We start from the raw sequence: 21,177 nt of genomic DNA on the forward strand, positions 1-21,177 counted from the left end.
GATGCAGGGAAGAGGTGCGGATGATTATCTCTTTTTCTTCTTCCCAAATTCTTTCATGGCAGCTGCATGTTTATCAACGACTTTTTCAAACTCGACATGTACATGATAAACGTTTTCTTCCATCTCTATTACATTAATAATTTTTCCCTTGCGACCTTTAATTCTAATATCCTCATCGACTGTAGGAATTTGTCTCAAAGCTTGATTAAATATTCTCGCATTGTTTTCAAAAAAATGAATAGAAAACATTATTTTTCCTCCTTATTATCAAGATAGAATCTACTTATTTTATGATAATGTTGGAGATTTAGAACTTTGGAATATAATTTAACTTACCAGCTACATTAATTGAAAGGATGTGGACTCTGTGAAGAGGACGACACGAGAAAACTGCTCGGTGCAGTAATAATCTGATAGCAGATTGTACCGAGGTGAAGGATAAGCTATTAGATATACTGCACCATTTTCAATATTAATTGATGAAAAGGAGCAGTAAATATGAATCTTATAGAGTTAAAAAAGAAATGGGTACTAGAAGAAAAAGAAAGTTTTAAAGGATGGGATTTTACTCATTTAGATGGACGTTGGAAAGAAGAAGAAACTCCATGGGATTATAAAAAGTGTGTAATGAGTTACTTAAACCCAGATTCGGAATTGCTGGATATGGGAACGGGCGGAGGAGAATTTTTATTAGCATTAGGTCATTCCTATGAAAATACATCTGTAACCGAAGCGTGGGAACCAAATGTGAAGATCTGCAAAGAAAAGTTGGAGCCACTTGGTATATGTGTGAAGCAAGTTTTTGAGGATGAGGAATTACCTTTCGAAGATGATACATTTGATATTATTATCAATCGCCATGAATCCTACAGTATCAGCGAAATAAAGCGGATATTAAAACCGACTGGTGTATTTGTTACTCAACAGGTCGGTGGGAAAAATAATGAGTTCCTTTCAAAAGAATTGATTCCTGACTTCATATCTCTATATCCAGATCTTTTATTAGATAATGAAACGGAAAAATTTATAACAGAAGGATTTACTATTCTATTTGAAAATGAATATTTTCCTTTTCAACGCTTTTTAGATGTTGGAGCTATTGTTTTTTATGCCAAAATTATGGAATGGGAATTCCCTGGTTTTACTGTAGATAGTTGTTTTGATAGACTATGTAAATTACAAAAAATCTTATTGGAACATGGCTATATTGAGAGTTTTGAGCACAGATTTATGATTGTTGCGCAAAACAATAAGTAAGTATAACAATAATCCAACTAAAACATTTTACTAAAATGTTTTAGTTGGAATGGTTGTATATCCCTGTGTGCGACAGAGGGGGAACCATTCTCAAAATGGAGAGGTGTTTCGTGTATGTTTTCTAATGAACAATTGCAAGACCTTATTGAAGGAAAAATCGTTGGAAACAAGTTCCCGTATGATACAAATAATGAGCAAGAAATTGAAGCGCATATTAGACGGTTACTTTATAGGATAAACCGCATTCCTAATTTAGTATGTGAAGCAGAGTGGAAGCATTTTGGCAGTGGGTATGCTTCCTTCGTTGAATTTTTTTGCTATCAAAAAGAAAATGTACTTGTCGTCGAAGAGAAAAATGGTCGGCGAGAGTTAAAGACAGAAGGGATTATTATTGATATTTGCCGTTTGGCATCTGTAGCAATCATTGGAGAAGATACTAGATATAAAAAAATTCTTATCGAAACGAACGAAAAAGTTGGTGGGGCATATAGTTCCATATTAAGCGGTCCAAATCGTTTATATTTAAGCGGAAGATTCCAAACAATTGCAGAAAAATTGAAACAAGCTTTAAAAGAGTTTGATTATGACCTATTAGATGCTGAAAACATTATTCAACCATTGCCTTTTCAAACGAAAATTTCAACGATTTATCGTAGACCGAAAGAGTACTTAGTTATGGATGCTATTTTTTACTGGGAGGATTAGTTTAGTTGTGTATGTCCCTGTGTGCGACACAGGGAAGCATAACAATCTATCTTTCCACTTGAAATGAAAACACGGTTTGTTTTTCATACTTTTCATCAGCTTCTAAAAATATGCTTGGAAAACCTTCATGATGTAAGGAAGCGGGGGAGGCTTGTGTTTCAAAGCAAACTCCGAGATAGCGTTTCGACTTACCTAATACCAAATCAAGCGCTTCGTCCATACTATTTGATGAATACATAACGACTCCTGGTTGATTTGTTTGTACCGTCATTACGCGTCCACTTGTATCGTCCTGCATAATAATATTTCCCCGACTGTTTTGTTCAAAAATAAAATAATGATCATATCCGCTATTAACAATTTTATTTTGTACATAGGAAGAGTGAATACCGTCAGCAAGTTTTCTACCATTCCGAAAATCGAACGGAGTATCTGTCACATTGATTTTAGTACCGGTAGGAAGCAGTTCTGCATTAAGTTCAACAAATCCACTACTATTCATCGTCATAAGATGATTATGAATAGTTTCCATAGCATTACCGGTCAGATTAAAATACGAATGATTCGTTAATGTGAGCACAGTAGCTTTGTCACATACTGCGGAATAATCGACGATAAGTTCATTATTATTCGTCAATGTGTACGTCACAACGACCGTCAAATTCCCAGGATATCCGTCTTCCGCATCTTGTATATTATGTGCTAGCTTTACGCCAACTGAGTCTTCTGTTTGAAAAGGGGTAGCTTGCCAAATTACTTGATGAAGCCCTTTAGAGCCACCGTGTAAATGGTGCTTGCCTTCATTTGCTTCGAGTGTATAATTTTGGTCTTGAATGGTAAAGGAAGCGTCTTGAATTCTTCCAGCAACTCGACCAACAATAGCACCTAAAAAGGTTGGATTATTTTCATAATCCGTATACTTTGCATAACGGAGTACAACGTTTTCGATATTTTTATTGCGATCTGGGACGTTAATTTCAGTTATAATTCCACCAAAGTTCAATAAACGAACAGACATATGATGATCATTCGTTAATGTATATAATGTCCATTTTCCTTCGATATTTTTCTCTTCTATGTTCATTTCAACGACCACCTATTAGTTTAACGTTTGGATAAATCGTTCATACTCGCTTTGTTCTTTAAAAACTCCAGCATCTCCTAAGACTTTTGCAAATTTGTCGCCCAGTTCTTTTTTCAAAATAGAGTCGACTTGCTCCAAATCTGATTGTTTTCCGTATTTCGCTTTTAGCTGATTTGCCCATTCCTCATGATAAGGAGGGACAGTACATGGTTGATCAAGTAAAAAGTTTTGAATTTCAGCTAATTCTTCCTCTAGACGAGCAGGTAATACAGCTAATCCCATTACTTCAATGAGCCCGATATTTTCTTTCTTTATATGATGAACATCGGCGTGTGGATGGAAAATGCCTAATGGATGTTCCTCATTTGTACGATTGTTTCTAAGTACTAGATCAAGTTCAAACTTATTTTCACGCATTCTAGCAATAGGGGTGATTGTGTTATGAGGTGTATCACCACTAAATGCTTGGATTTGTGCATGCTCATCACTATAATTCTTCCATGCTGTCAGTATATAATCTGCCACTTCGACCAAAAGTTCTTTATTATCACTTTGCAAACGAATCGTTGATAATGGCCAATTTAAGACAGATGCATGTATGTTGGAAAACTTTTCTAGTGTAAAGGTAAAGGCAGTTTCAGGGTTCGTCATTGGAAATTCATACTTTCCAGCTTGATAATGATCATGACTTAAAATAGAGCCTCCAACGATTGGTAAATCAGCATTTGAACCAATAAAATAATGTGGAAACTTCTCGATGAATGCAAGTAATCTCTCAAAAGTTTCTTTGCCAATTTTCATATCGCGATGCTTTTCAGCTAGTAAAATACTATGCTCGTTGTAATAGACGTATGGCGAATATTGCATATACCAAATTTCGTCGAGTAGTGGTATTTGAATAAGGCGATGATTAGCTCGAGCAGGGTAACCTGTACGTCCAACATAACCTTCATTTTCTATACATAATAGGCATTTGGGATACGTAATATCATGCTTCAATTCTCGTTCTCTTTTAATCTGTTCAGGATCTTTTTCAGGCTTCGACATATTAATCGTAATATCCATCTCACCGTATATAGTAGATGCTTTAAATTGAATATTTTTGTTAATTCGGTTCATCTGAATATAGTTGCTGTTTTTACTTAATTCATAAAAATAGTTTGTTGCTTCCCCTGGAGAGATAGCATATTTCGCTTGAAAGATTTCATTAATAGTTGATGGCCTTGGGATAAAGCAGTCCATAATTGAAGCTGACAGAATTTCTTTATCATCAAATACATTTTCAATTACGCTATTTTCAACAGCGTACGCTATTATTTTTTCGAGAAGATTTGGAATTGACTCTTCCGTGTGGTGTTCCATTGTTTCTGGATATGATTTCAGATGTAAGAGTGCAAGAACTTGATTACGTACATAAGTTTGATCTGCAATTGCGATTAGTTCAACGTCTAGTGCTTGTTGCAAGAGTCCTTTTATATGTTGGTAAATCACTTATTCGTCACGTCCTTTTGATAACCTGTTGGATGTTGGACATGCCAATTCCAAGCATCTTGTATAATTTGTTCGATAGTAGTTCGTGTCGGTTTCCATCCTAATATTGCTGCAGCTTTATCAGAGCTTGCGATTAATGTACTTGGATCACCAGCACGACGCGGACCAAATTTCTCTGGAATCTCTTTTTCTGTTATGATTCGCGCAGCGTGGATCATTTCCTTAACCGAAAAGCCCTGATTGCTTCCGAGATTAAAAATGTCGCTTTTGCCATCATTATTTAAATACGCAAGTGCTAAAAGATGCGCCTCAATAAGATCCTCAACATGAACATAGTCACGAATACATGTTCCATCAGGCGTATCATAATCTTCTCCGAAAACAGTTATATGAGAGCGCTGCCCAAGTGCAGTTTCTAAAATAATTGGGATAAGATGTGTCTCTGGATGATGGTCTTCTCCAATTACACCGGATGCATGTGCACCACCAACATTAAAATAACGTAAAGAGACATAGCGAATTCCGTACGCCTGCTCACACCATTTCATCATTTTTTCCATCGCTAGTTTTGTTTCACCATAAGTACTTGTCGGATTTGTTTTCATTTCTTCCGTAATCGGAACAAATTCAGGTTCTCCGTATGTCGCTGCTGTGGAAGAGAAGACAATTTTTTTAACGTCAAATTCTGTCATTACTTGCAATAAAACCTGCGTGCCATATACATTATTGTCGAAGTATTCAAGAGGTTTTTCCATTGATTCTCCAACTAAAGAATTGGCGGCAAAATGAAGTACAGCATCAATTGATTCCGCTTTAAATACATGACGCATGAATTCAATATTTCTACAGTCACCTTCATAAAATGTTGCGTTTGGATGGACAGCTTCTCTATGTCCAGTTTGAAGATTATCAATAACGACCACATTTAATTGTTGGTTGATTAGCTGATAAACAGCATGTGAACCGATATAACCAGCTCCACCTAAAACTAATACGCTCATTTAGAACACTCCTCTGTAATTTCTTTTGCACCATCTCCAATAGCAGCCGTGTAAAAAGCAGCTTCATAGCCAATCGTTTCCGAGTATATTTTATTTACATTGGTTTTAAAAGATTCTACTTTGTCGTTTTCGACAATCGCAATTGCACATCCACCGAAGCCAGCTCCGGTCATGCGAGCTCCTAAAGTTCCTGGTTGATCCCATGCAGCCTGAACAACTGTATCCAGCTCAATGCCTGTTACTTCATAATCTTGCTGCAATGAGAGATGAGATTCATTCATTAATTGGCCAAATTTCTCTAAATTTCCTTTTTGCAATTCATTAAACGCTTCAAGCGTTCGTTCATTTTCATACACAGCATGTTTTGCACGCTTTAAGTTCGTATCATCTTGAATGAGATGTTTATGCTGCTCGAATTGTTGTTTCGTCAACTCTCCTAGACTGCTAATAGGGAGTGCTGTTTGTAAATCTGCTAAAGCGTGTTCGCATTGTAGGCAACGCTCATTATATTTAGAGCTTGCGAGTGTTCGTTGCTTATTTGTATTAATAATGATGATTGCGTGGTTATCTAATTGGATTGGTGCATATTGATACTCCAGTGTTTGGCAATTCAATAAAATCGCATGATCTTTTTTCCCTTTTCCAACTGCAAATTGATCCATAATTCCACTATTAACACCAATATAATTATTTTCTACTTTTTGAGCGAGTTGAATCATCTGGATTCGTTCGACTTTCAAATTAAACAAACCTTCTAATAACACGCCAGTTACCATTTCAATTGAAGCAGAAGAAGAGAGACCGGAACTATTTGGAATATTTCCGTAAAACAAAATATCCATCCCAGCTGATATGTCCAACCCACTCTCACCCAAGTATTTAATCATTCCTTTTGGAAAGTTCGCCCAGTTATGTGCTGCGTTATAGGATAAATCTGTCATATCACATTCTATAATTCCGGTATTAGGGGAATTCTGTGAGTAAAATCGTAACTTTTGATCATTACGTTTCATAGCAAGTGCGTAAGTCCCGAATGAAATGGAAGCAGGAAACACATGCCCACCATTATAATCTGTATGTTCACCAATCAGGTTTATTCTACCTGGTGCGAAAAACGTACGTGGTATTGCAGTAGTATTAAAAGTTAATTGAAATTGTTGAATTAAATCTAAATTAGACACGGAACCAACCTCCATAGTTAATAAATTAATTTAACTAAGTGTACTACTAATCATTTAAATATTCAAATGAATTAAAAGGTAATTACGATAATTGACGCTATTCAGAATTCATGATATCTTTTTATCTATTAATTAAATTAATTTACTTACTTAGTTCGCATTGTACTTCTAACTGGTTTGATTTTTCCAAAATTTACACTACTATCAAGGTAGGAATGTCCCTTTTCTGCTTATTGTTTTTTAAAAGGAGGGGCTCTATTATGCGTTTAGGCACATTCCAATGGATGAAATCAGTTAATAAATCCATCATACTAAATAAAATACGAACGGATGCGCCGATCTCTAGGGCACAAATCGCAAAGGATACAAAATTAACTCCTCCAACAGTTAGTAGCGTTGTAAAAGAGTTAATCGAGCAAGGTCTTGTGAAAGAAAGTGTACTTGGGGAATCACAAGGAGGTCGCAAGCCAACAATGCTCTTGATCAACAATCAAGGATTTTCTATTATTGGCATTGACGCGGGACCGGAGATGATAGAGTGTGTCTTAACTGATTTGTCAGGAAAAATTATGCAACGAAATTCGAGTATGTTGACAATACCAATAACCAATGATCAATTTTTAGATACATTAAAGGCGTGTATCCGTAATGTTTTGCAAGCTAGTTCTTCCAATACGAAAGACGTCATCGGCATAGGTGTTGCTATGCACGGTGTGGTAGACGTAGAAACAGGTACATCATTATTTGCCCCTATATTAGGTCTGAAAAATATTCCAATTAAAGAAGAACTAGAAAAGGAATTTGATCTAACAGTAAAAGTAGAGAATGATGCACGTGCGATGGCTTTGGGAGAATCTTGGTTTGGAGATCACGGTGAGTTAGATAGCATGTTGGCAGTAAACATAGGTCACGGTGTAGGAGCTGGTCTTGTTGTTAACGGGAAATTATATCATGGTGCACATGATATTGCTGGGGAAGTAGGGCATATGATCATTGATCTTCATGGGGAAATTTGTGCATGTGGCAATCGTGGGTGTTTGCAAACATTTATTACTGGTCCTGCTATTGCGAAAAGAGTAACTCAGAGAATGTCACAAAATCATGAAGATTTTCCACATATAAATGGAGAAAAAATCTATGAATTTGCTGAAAGAGGCAATGAAGATTTTTTAGCTATATTAATGGAAACTGGAAGGATTATTGGCATAGGTTTAACGAATTTAATCCATATTATTAATCCGCAAAGAATCGTCCTCGGAGGAGGTGTAACTAAATCTGAGAAGTTTATCTTGCCGGTAATACTTAACACAATTAAAATGTGTGCATTAACACCCGAAGCAAAACAAACTGAAATTAGGATAACTAGGCTTGGAGACGATGCTACATTAATTGGTGCAGTGTCATTACTTCTGGTTGATTTATTTGAACCGAGTTAAATTTACTACACTAGATAACTAGTATTCATAAATGGAGGGCTATACATGTCTAAAATTACATTTTTAGGTGCTGGAAGTACGATTTTCGCAAAAAATGTGCTAGGTGATTGCATGATGGTGGCTGCTGTACAAGGTTTCGAGTTAGCTCTATTTGATATAGATCATGAGCGACTAAAAGATTCGCAACAAATGCTGGATAATATGAAAAAGAATCTAGGATCATCTGTAAATATTGTTTCGTATACAGATAGGAAAGAAGCTTTAAGAGGCGCAAAATATGTGATTAACGCAATTCAGGTTGGTGGGTATAGCCCGAGTACTATTATTGACTTTGACATTCCTAAGAAGTACGGTCTACGCCAAACAATTGCAGACACAATTGGAATTGGTGGGATTTTCCGTAGTTTAAGAACAATTCCTGTCATGATGAACTTTGCAAAAGATATGGAAGAAGTATGTCCTGATGCATGGTTCTTAAACTATACGAATCCAATGGCTGCTTTAACAGGTGCTATGCTGAGATACAGTGATATTAAGACGATTGGCTTATGTCATAGTGTTCAAGACTGTGCAAATGATTTACTAAAAGGTTTGGATATGCCGACAGAAAATGTTCAATGGAAGATTGCTGGGATTAACCATGTAGCTTGGCTACTTGAAATTAATAGAAATGGGATAGATTTATATCCGGAAATCAAAGAAAGAGCTCTAGAAAAACAAAAGACAAAACATCTTGATATGGTTAGATATGAACTAATGAATCGTTTTGGTTATTATGTGACCGAGTCATCTGAGCACAATGCCGAATATCATCCATATTTTATTAAGAGCAAATATCCTGAACTAGTAGACCGTTTTAATATTCCTTTAGATGAATATCCGAGACGTTGTATCAATCAGATTGAGGGTTGGCAAAAAATGCGTGAGGGCTTAGTTAATGATCAAAATCTAACGCATAGTCGTACGAAAGAATATGGCTCTTATATAATTGAAGCTATGGAAACCGATCAACCATTTAAAATTGGTGGAAATGTACTTAATACGGGTGGTTTAATTAGCAATCTCCCAACAAATGCTTGTGTGGAGGTTCCATGTCTAGTCGATGCAAGTGGTGTAACACCGACATATGTAGGGGACCTACCAGAACAATTAGCAGCTTTAAATCGAACGAATATTAATACGCAACTGCTCACAATTGAAGCTGCAATGACAGGTAAGAAAGAACATATTTATCATGCGGCTATGTTGGATCCACATACTTCAGCTGAATTATCTATTGATGAAATTGTTTCCTTATGTGACGATTTAATTGAAGCACATGGGAATTGGTTGCCAAAATATATATAAGCGATCGTAAGTCATTGATAAGGCCTGTATCATTTAACGAAGCGAACCTTCCTACGTTTTTTGCAGGAAGGTTCGTTATTTTATTACTCTAGCATGAAATTACTAATATAAAAGTAGTGGAGGGGTACCATTGACAATTAAAGTAGGGATGATAGGAACTGGCTATTTCAGTATGTTCCACGCAAAGATTTTATCGGAATTAGTAGATGTTAAAGTAACCGCTATTTATGGCACAAGTTTGGAAAAAGCGGAGGCAATGGCTTCAAAGTTTTCATATGCAAAAGGATATGATGTGTTAGATGAAATGCTGGACACCAATTCCTTAGATGCTGTCTACATTTGTGTCCCACCAATGGCACATGGAAAGATAGAGCTGGAGCTGATTAAGCGAGGAATTCCATTTTTTGTAGAGAAACCATTGAGTCAAGATAATGAAATTCCTATAAGGATATTAACCGAGCTCAAGCAAAAGCCTTTGCTCACATCTGTGGGCTACCATTATCGCTATAGTGATTCGGTTACGCATCTAAAAAGTGCACTAAATGACCAAAATATTGGTATTGTACTTGGGCAATATATGAGTAGTATGCCTAAAGTACCTTGGTGGAGAAACCAAGCTAGTTCTGGTGGACAATTTATTGAACAGGCAACCCATATTGTAGATTTATTACGCTATATTTGTGGTGATATAGAAGAGGTGTACGCAGTATTTGGTAATCGTATTCTTTCTGCGCAAGATGAATCGATTACTGTAGCAGATGTAGGAACGGTAACGATGAAACTTCGAAGTGGAGTTGTAGCAAATATATCGAATACTTGTATTCTCCCTGAAAATATAGAGAAAACCGGCATTTCCTTATTCACCGATAAGGGTATGCTTGAATGGACGCCCAATCGTTTAGAACTTACAAAAAGTGGTGAAAAATCGGAATTTATTGATGTGGTTAATCCTTACGAACGAGAAAATGCAGTTTTCATCAATGCAGTTCGAACAGGCAACACATTAGGGATTTTATCTGATTATGAAGATGCATATGAAACGCATAAAGCAACTTTAGCAGCTTTAGAATCCAATTTGAAAGGTTCTTCTATCAAATTGGACTATTGAAATCAACGTTCTTCTATAGCAAATAAAAAGTAGTGTGGAAATCATTAAATTTCTGCTCTACTTTTTTTATGCTATTTCTAATTATTCTGTATAGACAGAATAATTAGTTCGTGATAGTATTAGTTTTAGTTAAAGTTTTACTAAATATTTTTTTCGCGAACTGTGTAAGCGTATTCAAAGAAGATTGTGTGGTGATCATATGACATTTTCATTAGGTGTCGATATTGGTGGAACGAAAATTGCGACGGTGTTGATGGATCGAGATGGGAAAATACAAAATCGTTCAGAAGTGCCGAGTGATCCTACCGATAAGGAAAAAATGTTTGAGCAAGTAATTAAAAGTATTGATCAAATACTTGAAGAATCACAAACTACTTTACAGGAAATACAAGGTGTTGGTGTAGGAGTGCCGGGGAAAATTGATAGAGAGAACGGCATTGCTGTTTTCCAAAATAATTTACCTTGGACAAACTTTCCGATTGTAAGCAGATTGCAAGAACATCTATCAATTGAAAATATTACATTAGACAATGATGTATGCATGGCAGCGTTTGCAGAGTGGAAGGTATCCAATGCAACAAAGCAAGATACGTTCGTTTACATCACGATTAGTACAGGAATTGCTTGCTCTGTTATCCACGAGGGGGCATTTATGCGTGGTAAAGGTTTTACTGGTGAAATTGGTTTATTTCCGGTTATAGCAAACGGTCAAATCGAAGCGTTAGAAAAAGTAGCTTCAGGTCCAGGTATTAAAAAGCTTGCTGAGAAACGATTTAACGATCCAAATATATCAACAGCTGATTTTTTCTCCAAGTATAAAGAAGAGGACAAGGAAGCTACAAAACTGATGCTTGAAATAGCAGATTCTTTAGCTCATGGTGTTTATTCTATTATATGTTTGCTAGATCCGCACAAAATAGTCTTTGGTGGCGGTGTTATGAATAACAATCCTTTTTTATTAGAACTAATTAAAGAGGCATTGAAAAAATATTTGATTCCTGAACAACTACATAGTCTTGAAATTTTATATATAAGCAGTTTGAAGGGAGATTCTGGTGTTGTTGGAGCAGGGTTAAAAGGATTTTTTTAACATTTAGGGAGGTGAGTACACATTTAGGTGTCTTCTAGTAAGCTGGAAATTCTACTATTCACAAGGGGAGTGTCAGAGAATGAAATCTATTTTTAGTAAAATGTTTATCTTGCTTGCCATCTTCACAATAATCTTAGCAGGTTGCAGTAGCGAAAAAGAAGGAAGTAGCGAAGCAACTACACCAGAAAATGGGGAACCAGAAGCTAAAAGCGAAGTGTTAGAAGTTGCAGTATTCCAAGGTGGTTACGGCGATGCATTTTGGAAACAGTTGGCTGCAAACTTTGAAAAAGCAAATCCTGGTACAAAAGTAAATGTAACAGCAAATCCAGACATTGGTAATATCATTAGACCAAAAATTATTGCTGGTACACCACCTGATGTTGTATATCTTAATCAAACAGATCCATCTGGTGTAACACAAGGGTTGATTAAAGAACAAGGCTTAACAGATTTAACAGATTTATTTGCAGGCAACGCAATTGATGAAGACAAGCCATTAGCATTAAAAATATTACCTGGAGTTTTAGAATCTGTTTATATGTCACCGTATGGCGACGGTAAAATTTATATGGCTCCGTATAACTACAATGTAATGGGACTTTGGTACAACAAAACATTGTTTGACGACAAAGGAATTGCATTACCGAAAACATGGGATGAGTTATTAGCATTAAATTCAGTAGCAAAAGAAAATGATCGTGCACTATTCACTTATCAAGGAACGGTACCTTCTTATTTAGAAGAAATTCTTATTCCAGCTGTTTATTCACTAGGTGGACAAGAAGCGTTAGATCAAATGTTAGAGTATGATCCAGAATTTTGGAAATCAGAAACTGCACTTACTGTACTAGGAATCTTTGAAAAAATTGCAAATGAAGAAAATGCACTGATGAACGGAACGGTTGCACTAGACCATACGCAATCACAAACTTCTTTCATGCAAGGGAAAGCAATGTTTATCCCTAATGGTAACTGGTTTGAAGGGGAAATGGCTGAAGCACCAAGAGAAGATGGTTTTGAATTCGGTTTCCTTGGAGTACCAACATTCAATGCAAAAGATCCACTTCTTGCATTAAATTCAGTTGAACAAATGTATATTCCGAAAGATGCTAAAAATCCTGAGCTTGCAAAAGAGTTTTTAAGATTTATGTATTCGGAAGAAAATATTAAATTGAATGGTGAATTAACAAAAGCGTCGATGGCAGTAGTTGGAGCATCAGATATAGTTGCTGAATACTTATCAGAGTCATCTTACAATGTATTTAAAGCAGTTGAATCAGGTATGTATTCAATGTCTGGTAACTTTGCACCAGTACCTGCTGGAGTAAATGTTGACCCACGTGAAGTACTATTCGATCAAGTTGCTAGTATTATGAACAAAGAGATGACTGTACAAGAATGGGCAGACAAAATGTATGAAGTCTACTCGAAAGTGGAAGAAAAAAAGTAATCAAGTAGATGTATGTGCATTCCCCTACTCTAGTAATAGATTAGGGGATGCTTCTACCTATAAATACATAAAAGTCGATTTTGAAAGTAGGTGATTTAAATGAAAAATAAAAAGCGAGCAGCTTTTATATTATTTTGTATTTTACCGACATTGCTCATCTTTTCAATATTTATTGTTTATCCGGTAACACAAGTATTCATTAAATCCATGTACAGTAGCTCAGGTTTTGGAAACAACGAACAATTTATTGGGTTTGCAAACTTTATCGAATTATTCCAAGATGATATTTTCCTTCAATCAATAAAAAATACTGGTTTTCTAATGTTAGTTGTTCCAGTAATTACATTATTTTTATCATTAGTGTTTGCCTCTATTTTATCGTTAGGTGAATTAAGAGAAAAACATTTATATCGAACTATTTTCTTTTTCCCTAGTATTTTATCCTTTGTCGTAATCGGGATTCTTTGGGCCTTCATTTATCATCCTAATATGGGGATTGTGAATGAAGTTCTAAATTGGATGGGATTAGAGCAGTTCGCCTTAACGTGGCTTGGCAGTAAAGATACTGTTTTATGGGCGATTGCGCTTGTAATGGTATGGCAAGCTGTCGGTTATTATATGGTTATGTATCTAGCTGGTATGGATAGTATTCCAAAAGAGCTATATGAAGCAGCGTCATTGGATGGTGCAAATGCGGTTCAACAATTTTTCAAAATTACCGTTCCTATGCTATGGGAAATCATTCGAATTACGATAATTTTTAGCATTAATGGTGTGTTAAACATTAGTTTCGTGCTCGTCATCGTCATGACTGGAGGGGGACCAAATAACTCCTCGCAAGTTGCACTGACCTATATGTATAAACAGGCTTTTGTAAACGCCAATTTCGGTTATGCGATGGCCATTGCTGTAATTGTCTTCTCTGTATCTTTATTACTTTCATTTATTAGCAATAAATTAACAGAACGCGAGACTCATTAGAATTGAGGTGTAAAGATGAGCGGAAATAAAGGCATTAAACAAAGAGGCTCAAAAGTACTTGTACGAATTTTTCTATTAACTGCTACATTTATATTTGTTTATCCTCTAGTTTGGAATTTGATCGCATCTTTGAAAACGAATAAAGAAATTATGAGCAGTCCATGGGGATTACCTGCTGTACTAAATTTCAGTAACTTTGTTCGAGCATTTACGGAGTCTAATATGGGAGAGTTTATATTAAACTCTTTTTTTGTAACGGGTCTTTCGATGGCGTTACTACTCATTTTAGTTATTCCGACCTCGTATGCACTGTCGAGATTTGATTTTAAAGGAAGAAAGTTTTTGCATAATTTTTATATGGCGGGATTGTTTATCCAACCAGTTTATATTATGATTCCATTATTTCTCATGATGAACAATTTTCATATGCTAGATAATCGTTTTTGGCTAAGTCTCGTGTATGCAGCTGGTGCACTTCCATTTTCGGTGTATTTGCTAACAGGGTTTATGCGTTCTATTCCGAAAGAGTTTGAAGAATCGGCAGCGATGGATGGAAGTGGCTATTTCCATACGTTAATAAGCATTATTATTCCATTAGCAAGGCCGGGAATTTTAACTGTTGTCATTTTTAACTTCTTTACTTTTTGGAATGAATACGCACTTGCGTTAGTATTAATTTCAACTGACGAAAAGAAAACAATTCCTGTTGGGCTCGCTAATCTAATGGAAGTACAGAAATTTGCAACAGACTGGGCTGCGCTATTTGCTGGTCTTGTTCTAGTATTACTTCCAACAATTACTCTTTATGCATTAACTCAGAAAAAATTGACAGAAGGTATGTCAATGGGTGGTTTAAAAGGATAAGCGAAGCTTAAAGGTGGAGAAAATATTGAAAAAAACGAAAGCTATTTTAATAGGTGCGGGTGATAGAGGTGCAAAGGCATACGCACCTTATGCAAATGATTATCCGCATGAATTAGAATTTGTTGCGATTGCAGAGTTAAATAGTGAGAGAAGAGAAGCATTTGCGAAAGCATATGCTCTTTCGGATGAGCAGTGTTATGCATCTTGGGAAGAAATGTTACAAGATGATATAGATGCGGAAGTTGCTTTTATTTGTACATTGGACCGGCAGCATTATGAGCCAACGATTAAAGCAATCGAAAAGGGCTACCATGTTTTACTTGAAAAGCCAATGTCACCTGATCCGAAAGAATGTATTTCAATGGTGGAGGTTGCGAAAGAGCATAATAAGCTTTTAACGATTTGTCATGTTCTTCGTTATACACCTTTTTGGCAAAGTATAAAAAACATGATTAATGAAGGAAAGATTGGGGATATCGTTTCCATTCAATTGAATGAAAATGTAGAAGTCATGCATATGTCACACAGTTTTGTTCGCGGAAACTGGAACAACAGTGATGTTTCTAGTCCGATGATTTTACAAAAATCATGCCATGATATGGATATATTAATGTATTTAATGGATCAAAAATGTAAGCATGTAAGTTCGTTTGGATCTTTAATGCATTTTAAAGAGGAAAATGCTCCGAAAGGCGGGCCTTTACGCTGCTTAGATGGATGTCCTGTCGAAAATGAGTGCGCATTTCATGCAGGCAAGTACTATTTAGGTGAAGGAAAAGGTTGGGCGAAGAAGTTCACAACGGATCATTCACGTGAAGGTATTATTCACGCATTAAATACTACTGCTTATGGCAAATGTGTTTATCGTTCAGATAATAACGTTGTGGATCATCAAGTAGTCAATTTAGAGTTCGAAAACGGTGCAACTGCAACATTTAGCATGTGCGGATTCACAAGAGAGCAAACGCGCATTGTTCAGATTATGGGAACAAAAGGTGAGATTAGAGGGAGAATGGACGAAGATACTATATCTGTTTTCGACTTTTTAACGAAACATGAAACAGTTACACATTTGAGCAAGCCAAAAAGCGGTCACGGTGGCGGAGACGAAGCAATCGTTCGGGACTTTTTGCAAGCAGTACGAAACTATCCAGGCGAAGGTAGCAGATCTTCTGCTGCAGTATCACTTGAAAGTCATTTATTGGCCTTTGCAGCGGAAGCTTCCAGACGTCAAAATGGGAAAGTAATTCAAATCGCTAATTTCTCGATTGAAGTTCTTTAATAAGAAAGGTGTTGCTAGCAATGTCGATGTTAACAGTGCAAGGAAAAGATTTATACATAAATAATGAGCCTATTCAGCTTATTTCTGGTGCAATTCATTATTTCAGAGTTGTACCAGAGTATTGGGAAGATCGTTTATTAAAGTTAAAAGCATGTGGGTTTAATTGTGTGGAAACATACGTACCTTGGAACTTACATGAGCCAAAAGAAGGCGAGTTTAATTTTGAAGGTATCGCTAATATCGAAGAGTTTATACGAATTGCAGAACGCCTTGATTTACATGTAATTGTTCGACCAAGCCCTTATATTTGTGCGGAATGGGAATTCGGTGGCTTACCATCTTGGCTTCTAGCAGATCGTAATATGAGATTTAGATCTTATTATGAGCCGTATTTAGAAAAAGTAGATAATTATTATGATGTTTTATTGAAAAGATTAAAGCCACTACTTCAAACAAATGGTGGACCAATTATTGCAATGCAAATTGAAAATGAGTATGGTAGTTTTGGAAATGATAAAAAATACCTTACGTATATAAAAGATGCAATGATTTCTCGAGGGATCGACGTGCTATTATTCACTTCAGACGGTCCTACAGATTTAATGCTTCAAGGTGGAACGGTAGATGATGTGTTAGCAACAGTAAACTTCGGTTCAAAACCAGCAGAAGCATTTGAGAAATTGCAAGAGTATTTCCCGAACACACCTAGTATTGTGATGGAATATTGGAATGGATGGTTTGATCATTGGGGAGAAGAGCATCATGAACGTGATCCAGCTGAAACTGCTTCAACATTTGCGGAAATGCTAGAGCGAGGCGATTCCGTCAATTTCTATATGTTCCATGGTGGTACAAATTTTGGCTTTTACAACGGAGCAAACTACGGGGATGAATATCAACCGACAGTGACGAGCTATGACTATGATTGCCCAGTAAGTGAGACGGGTGATATTACGCTGAAGTTCCATGAGGTACGAAAAGCAATTGCTAAACATAAAGATATAGGTGAATTAATATTGCCGAAACCAATTCCAAAATTAGCATATGGAAATGTTACAATGACCGAGTCGGTTTCCTTATTTGAAGCTCTTGAAATGATTAGTCATCCTATTGGGCGAGCAAATCCAGAAACAATGGAAGCGTTAGGCCAGGATTATGGTTTTACACTTTATCGCACATTTTTGGAAGGACCAAAGGAAGAAGCCGAATTAACGATACAACAAGTTCGTGACCGAGCTCTTGTGTTTGTTAATAATGAATATAAAGGTGTTATTGATCGTTGGAAAAATAATACGATTTCATTTGAAGTGCCAAAAGAGGGTGTTCAGCTCGATATTGTTGTGGAAAATATGGGACGTATTAATTATGGGCCGATGATGAATGATCCGAAGGGAATTACAGAAGGAGTAAGATTTGAACGTCAGTTTTTATTTGACTGGACAATGTATCCTCTACCAATGGATAATCTTCAAAAGCTAGCGTTTCAAGTAGGGACTACTCCAACAGTTGGACCGGCTTTTTACAAAGGAATTTTGCATGTAGAAGAAGTAGCAGATACTTTTGTAGAATTGGATGGTTGGGTAAAAGGTTTTGTTGTTGTAAATGGTTTTAACCTGGGTAGATACTGGGAAAAAGGACCGCAACAAACTTTATATTTACCTGGCCCATTGCTTCGTAAAGGAGATAATGAAATAATAGTTTTTGAATTACACGGAACCGATCAACCAGGAATCTCTTTAATAGATACACATAAATTAGGTTAATTTCGGTATTTGTAAAAATAGAAAAGGTGATGGAGAATGGCCACAATTAAAGATATAGCTGAAAAAGCAGGTGTATCTTCTGCAACAGTTTCACGAGTGCTTAACTATGATGCGACTCTATCGGTGGCGGATGAAACGAAGAAAAGGATATTTGAAGCCGCAGAAGAATTGTCCTATCGAAAACGTTCATCCAAGCGATATGTAGATCAAAAGGTTGCCGTCGTGCATTGGTATACAGAAAAAGAAGAGTTGAACGACTTATATTATTTGTCTATTCGATTAGGTATCGAGCAACGTTGTAAAGAAATTGGCATGAATCCGGAAATATACTTTTTCGATAATATTAAAGATATTAAAGCGACAGAAATTGAAGGAATTATTGCTGTTGGTAAATTCAGTGATGATCAAGTGAAGGAATTGGCAAAGATTAATCCAGTAGTCGTTTTTGTCGATTATAGTCCAAATGAAGATAAATATGATGCAATTGTAATTGATTTTGAAAAAGCAACGAGAAAAGTTATTGATTTTTTTGTTTCAACTAAGCATGAAAAAATTGGATTTATCGGTGGTAAAGAGTATTTAAAAGGGCGAACAGAGCCTATCCAAGATATACGAGAAAAAACGTTCAAATCATACATGCAGGAACTAGGCTTGTACGAAGAATGCTTTGTTTACGTTAGAGCTTTTTCAGTTGAGGATGGGTACAATTTAATGCAGCAAGCGATTAAAGACTTAGGGGAAGACTTGCCAACTGCATTTTTTACGAGCAGTGATGTAATGGCAATTGGTTGTTTGCGAGCATTACATGAAGCAGAGATTTCAATTCCTGAGCGGGTTAGCATAATTGGCATAAACGATATGTCTGTTTCGAAATATATGTATCCTTCTTTAAGTACGATAAAAGTGTATACGGAAATTATGGGAGAAACAGCAGTAGACACATTATTAGAACGGTTAGAAGGTAGAAAAATAGCTAAAAAAGTATTTATTGCAACAAAGCTTATAGTCCGCCAAAGTGTGAAAAAGTAGGGAGTGTATAAATATGTTCAATTTATCTTCAGAACAAATTAATGAGCAAAATGCGATTCATACTACAAGAGAAATACACCAGCAACCAGCTGTTTGGCAAGAACTTGTATCTGATTTCTTTGCTCAACTAGAAACATATAAAGGGTTTCTAGCATCTATTTATGAAAAACATACCAATGTTCGTATTATTTTAACAGGAGCGGGTACTTCTGCATTTGTCGGAGACACATTAGTTCCGGAGCTTACAAGACAAAACAAACATAATGTCCACTTTGAATCTATTCCGACTACTGATATTGTGTCGAATCCAACGGCGTACTTACAAAAAGATGTACCAACGATTTTAGTTTCGTTTGCAAGGTCTGGTAATAGTCCGGAGAGTGTTGCAACAGTTTCATTAGCGCAAGAAATTATTACGGATCTTTACCAAATTGTTATTACTTGTAATAAAGAAGGTCAATTAGCAAAAAATATTCAGAATGACCTAAATAGCATGCTAATGCTAATGCCTGAAAAAGCAAATGATCAATCCCTTGCGATGACAAGTAGTTTTTCAAGTATGATCATTGCGGCATATGCATTATTTACAGCAGATACTTTTACAGAGACAGTTGCAAAGCAAGTAATTTCAAGTGCGGAGCAATTTATTGAAACGCTTGGTGATAAAGTAGATGAAGTTCTAGCGTTCGATTTTGAACGAATTGTTTATCTAGGTTCAGGTTTACTTGCTCAATTATCGCACGAGGCAGCATTAAAAATGCTTGAACTTTCTGGTGGGCAAGTTGTAGCAATAAATGAATCTTCTTTAGGATTTCGTCACGGTCCAAAATCTATTTTAAATAGTCAATCAGCTGTCGTTTTATTTATGTCAAAAGATCCTTATACGAGAAAATATGATATGGATATTTTACGTGAGTTAGCTGCTACAAATTCGAATATGAAGATCGTTGCTTTAACTGAAACAAACGATGAAGAAGTAGAAAAACTAGCAAATTGGGTAATTCCAGTTAATAGTGTAGCAGATTTATTGTTAAATGATTTTCACCTTGCAGTAGTGTATGTAATTTTTGCACAAGTATTGGCGTTGAAAAAATCTTTGCAATTAGGTATTTCACCAGATAACCCAAGTCCAAGTGGCGCAATTAGCCGTGTAGTACAAGGTGTTATTATTCATGAGCATAAGTGATAATTAGGGGGAAGTAGTATGGGTTATGTAGTAAATACCAAAGAAATGCTTATTAAAGCTAGAAAAGAAGGATATGCTGTTCCTGCGTTTAATATACACAATCTAGAAACGATTCAAGTTGTTGTCGAGGCAGCAGCTGAACTACGATCTCCTGTCATTTTAGCAGCTACACCAGGAACAATGGTTTATGGTGGACGTGAATATATTCAAGCCATTGCAGAGATAGCTGCAAAAACGAATGATATTCCAGTTGCGTTGCATTTAGATCACCATGAAACTATTTCTTCTATAGTAGAGTCACTTGAGCTAGGTGTGAAATCTGTCATGATTGATGGTTCACATGGTACTTTTGAAGACAATATTGCAATTTCTAAACAAGTAGTAGATGAGGCACATAAGTACGGAGCAACAGTAGAAGCAGAGCTTGGGAAATTAGTTGGACAAGAAGATGATCTGATTGTTGAGGCAGCAGATGCGGCTTATACTGATCCAGATACTGTCATAGAATTCGTTGAGAGAACTGGTATTGACTCATTAGCAGTTGCAATTGGGACAGGCCATGGTTTATATGAGACTGAACCTAATTTGGATTTTGAACGTTTAGAGAAAATAAAAAATTTGGTAGACCTACCTATAGTACTGCACGGTGCATCAGGTATTTCTGTAGAAGATGTTCGTAAATGTATTTCTCTTGGCTGTGCTAAGGTAAATATTTCGACTGAACTGAAAATTCCTTTCTCCGATGCATTACGCAGTTTCTTAGTTGCTAACCCAAAAGAGACGGATACAAGAAAGTATATGAACCCTGCTAAAGATGCAATGAAAGCGGTAGTTAAAGAAAAAATTATGATGTGTATGAGTGACGGAAAAGCATAATAATGTGATGGAGTGGGGTTTGATCCCCACTCCATTTGACTATCTA

The 21,177-nt window shown here is 36.2% G+C and carries 19 protein-coding genes; 14 read left to right on the forward strand and 5 right to left on the reverse strand.

Annotated features, from left to right (window positions below):
- Positions 1–24: 24 nt before the first annotated feature.
- Positions 25–249, reverse strand: coding sequence for a hypothetical protein (locus RUH95_RS07780; protein ID WP_313892286.1), 225 nt, complete (start codon positions 247–249; stop codon positions 25–27).
- Positions 250–498: 249 nt separating this feature from the next.
- Here RUH95_RS07780 and RUH95_RS07785 point away from each other — a divergent pair, with 249 nt between their 5' ends.
- Positions 499–1,257 carry a class I SAM-dependent methyltransferase gene (locus RUH95_RS07785; RefSeq protein ID WP_313892287.1) on the forward strand — a complete coding sequence of 253 codons (759 nt, stop codon included), beginning with the start codon at positions 499–501 and terminating at the stop codon, positions 1,255–1,257.
- A gap of 114 nt (positions 1,258–1,371) precedes the next feature.
- Positions 1,372–1,962: a hypothetical protein gene (locus tag RUH95_RS07790; protein WP_313892288.1), complete on the forward strand. Its 591-nt coding sequence runs from the start codon at positions 1,372–1,374 to the stop codon at positions 1,960–1,962.
- 46 nt (positions 1,963–2,008) lie between these two features.
- Here the strand turns inward: RUH95_RS07790 and RUH95_RS07795 are convergent, their stop codons facing one another.
- The 4 genes from RUH95_RS07795 to RUH95_RS07810 are packed head-to-tail and all read right to left on the reverse strand — an operon-like array spanning position 2,009 to position 6,719.
- Positions 2,009–3,046 carry an aldose epimerase family protein gene (locus RUH95_RS07795; RefSeq protein WP_313892289.1) on the reverse strand — a complete coding sequence of 346 codons (1,038 nt, stop codon included), beginning with the start codon at positions 3,044–3,046 and terminating at the stop codon, positions 2,009–2,011.
- Between the two features lie 15 nt (positions 3,047–3,061).
- Complete coding sequence (gene galT, locus RUH95_RS07800) at positions 3,062–4,537, reverse strand: UDP-glucose--hexose-1-phosphate uridylyltransferase (protein WP_313892290.1); 1,476 nt, start codon at positions 4,535–4,537, stop codon at positions 3,062–3,064.
- Positions 4,534–5,538, reverse strand: a complete 1,005-nt coding sequence (gene galE, locus RUH95_RS07805) for a UDP-glucose 4-epimerase GalE (protein ID WP_313892291.1) — start codon at positions 5,536–5,538, stop codon at positions 4,534–4,536. Before galE ends, galT begins: the two co-directional genes overlap by 4 nt.
- Entirely contained in the window at positions 5,535–6,719 is a 1,185-nt protein-coding gene (locus RUH95_RS07810) for a galactokinase (protein ID WP_313892292.1), read from the reverse strand. Before RUH95_RS07810 ends, galE begins: the two co-directional genes overlap by 4 nt.
- Before the next feature lie 260 nt (positions 6,720–6,979).
- On the opposite strand from RUH95_RS07810, the gene RUH95_RS07815 reads away from it, so the two are divergent.
- The 12 genes from RUH95_RS07815 (at position 6,980) to RUH95_RS07870 (ending at position 21,131) form a co-directional block, all read left to right on the forward strand.
- Positions 6,980–8,155, forward strand: coding sequence for an ROK family transcriptional regulator (locus RUH95_RS07815; protein WP_313892293.1), 1,176 nt, complete (start codon positions 6,980–6,982; stop codon positions 8,153–8,155).
- A 45-nt stretch (positions 8,156–8,200) separates the two neighbouring features.
- Positions 8,201–9,502 (forward strand): alpha-glucosidase/alpha-galactosidase, encoded by a 1,302-nt coding sequence (gene melA / locus RUH95_RS07820; protein WP_313892294.1) that lies wholly within the window; start codon positions 8,201–8,203, stop codon positions 9,500–9,502.
- Between the two features lie 130 nt (positions 9,503–9,632).
- Positions 9,633–10,610, forward strand: a complete 978-nt coding sequence (locus tag RUH95_RS07825; protein ID WP_313892295.1) for a Gfo/Idh/MocA family protein — start codon at positions 9,633–9,635, stop codon at positions 10,608–10,610.
- 199 nt (positions 10,611–10,809) lie between these two features.
- On the forward strand, positions 10,810–11,700 hold the full coding sequence (locus tag RUH95_RS07830; RefSeq protein WP_313892296.1) for an ROK family protein: 891 nt from the start codon (positions 10,810–10,812) through the stop codon (positions 11,698–11,700).
- A 79-nt stretch (positions 11,701–11,779) separates the two neighbouring features.
- Entirely contained in the window at positions 11,780–13,150 is a 1,371-nt protein-coding gene (locus RUH95_RS07835) for a carbohydrate ABC transporter substrate-binding protein (RefSeq protein ID WP_313892297.1), read from the forward strand.
- 99 nt (positions 13,151–13,249) lie between these two features.
- Complete coding sequence (locus RUH95_RS07840) at positions 13,250–14,131, forward strand: carbohydrate ABC transporter permease (protein WP_313892298.1); 882 nt, start codon at positions 13,250–13,252, stop codon at positions 14,129–14,131.
- Positions 14,132–14,146: 15 nt separating this feature from the next.
- Positions 14,147–14,995, forward strand: a complete 849-nt coding sequence (locus RUH95_RS07845) for a carbohydrate ABC transporter permease (RefSeq protein WP_313892299.1) — start codon at positions 14,147–14,149, stop codon at positions 14,993–14,995.
- A 25-nt stretch (positions 14,996–15,020) separates the two neighbouring features.
- Positions 15,021–16,277 carry a Gfo/Idh/MocA family protein gene (locus tag RUH95_RS07850; RefSeq protein WP_313892300.1) on the forward strand — a complete coding sequence of 419 codons (1,257 nt, stop codon included), beginning with the start codon at positions 15,021–15,023 and terminating at the stop codon, positions 16,275–16,277.
- Between the two features lie 20 nt (positions 16,278–16,297).
- Positions 16,298–18,040 (forward strand): glycoside hydrolase family 35 protein, encoded by a 1,743-nt coding sequence (locus tag RUH95_RS07855; protein WP_313892301.1) that lies wholly within the window; start codon positions 16,298–16,300, stop codon positions 18,038–18,040.
- A gap of 36 nt (positions 18,041–18,076) precedes the next feature.
- Positions 18,077–19,069, forward strand: coding sequence for a LacI family DNA-binding transcriptional regulator (locus RUH95_RS07860; protein ID WP_313892302.1), 993 nt, complete (start codon positions 18,077–18,079; stop codon positions 19,067–19,069).
- Positions 19,070–19,082: 13 nt separating this feature from the next.
- Positions 19,083–20,255 (forward strand): SIS domain-containing protein, encoded by a 1,173-nt coding sequence (locus RUH95_RS07865; protein ID WP_313892303.1) that lies wholly within the window; start codon positions 19,083–19,085, stop codon positions 20,253–20,255.
- Positions 20,256–20,273: 18 nt separating this feature from the next.
- Positions 20,274–21,131: a tagatose-bisphosphate aldolase subunit GatY gene (locus RUH95_RS07870; RefSeq protein ID WP_313892304.1), complete on the forward strand. Its 858-nt coding sequence runs from the start codon at positions 20,274–20,276 to the stop codon at positions 21,129–21,131.
- Positions 21,132–21,177: the final 46 nt, after the last annotated feature.

Source organism: Psychrobacillus sp. (assembly GCF_032154225.1).
Lineage (GTDB): Bacteria > Bacillota > Bacilli > Bacillales_A > Planococcaceae > Psychrobacillus.

Coding starts and splice junctions, on each gene's coding strand:
- RUH95_RS07780 (WP_313892286.1), bottom strand. CDS start 249: ATGTTTTCTATTCATTTTTTTGAAAACAATGCGAGAATATTTAATCAA.
- RUH95_RS07785 (WP_313892287.1), top strand. CDS start 499: ATGAATCTTATAGAGTTAAAAAAGAAATGGGTACTAGAAGAAAAAGAA.
- RUH95_RS07790 (WP_313892288.1), top strand. CDS start 1,372: ATGTTTTCTAATGAACAATTGCAAGACCTTATTGAAGGAAAAATCGTT.
- RUH95_RS07795 (WP_313892289.1), bottom strand. CDS start 3,046: ATGAACATAGAAGAGAAAAATATCGAAGGAAAATGGACATTATATACA.
- galE (WP_313892291.1), bottom strand. CDS start 5,538: ATGAGCGTATTAGTTTTAGGTGGAGCTGGTTATATCGGTTCACATGCT.
- RUH95_RS07815 (WP_313892293.1), top strand. CDS start 6,980: ATGCGTTTAGGCACATTCCAATGGATGAAATCAGTTAATAAATCCATC.
- melA (WP_313892294.1), top strand. CDS start 8,201: ATGTCTAAAATTACATTTTTAGGTGCTGGAAGTACGATTTTCGCAAAA.
- RUH95_RS07830 (WP_313892296.1), top strand. CDS start 10,810: ATGACATTTTCATTAGGTGTCGATATTGGTGGAACGAAAATTGCGACG.
- RUH95_RS07835 (WP_313892297.1), top strand. CDS start 11,780: ATGAAATCTATTTTTAGTAAAATGTTTATCTTGCTTGCCATCTTCACA.
- RUH95_RS07840 (WP_313892298.1), top strand. CDS start 13,250: ATGAAAAATAAAAAGCGAGCAGCTTTTATATTATTTTGTATTTTACCG.
- RUH95_RS07845 (WP_313892299.1), top strand. CDS start 14,147: ATGAGCGGAAATAAAGGCATTAAACAAAGAGGCTCAAAAGTACTTGTA.
- RUH95_RS07855 (WP_313892301.1), top strand. CDS start 16,298: ATGTCGATGTTAACAGTGCAAGGAAAAGATTTATACATAAATAATGAG.
- RUH95_RS07860 (WP_313892302.1), top strand. CDS start 18,077: ATGGCCACAATTAAAGATATAGCTGAAAAAGCAGGTGTATCTTCTGCA.
- RUH95_RS07865 (WP_313892303.1), top strand. CDS start 19,083: ATGTTCAATTTATCTTCAGAACAAATTAATGAGCAAAATGCGATTCAT.
- RUH95_RS07870 (WP_313892304.1), top strand. CDS start 20,274: ATGGGTTATGTAGTAAATACCAAAGAAATGCTTATTAAAGCTAGAAAA.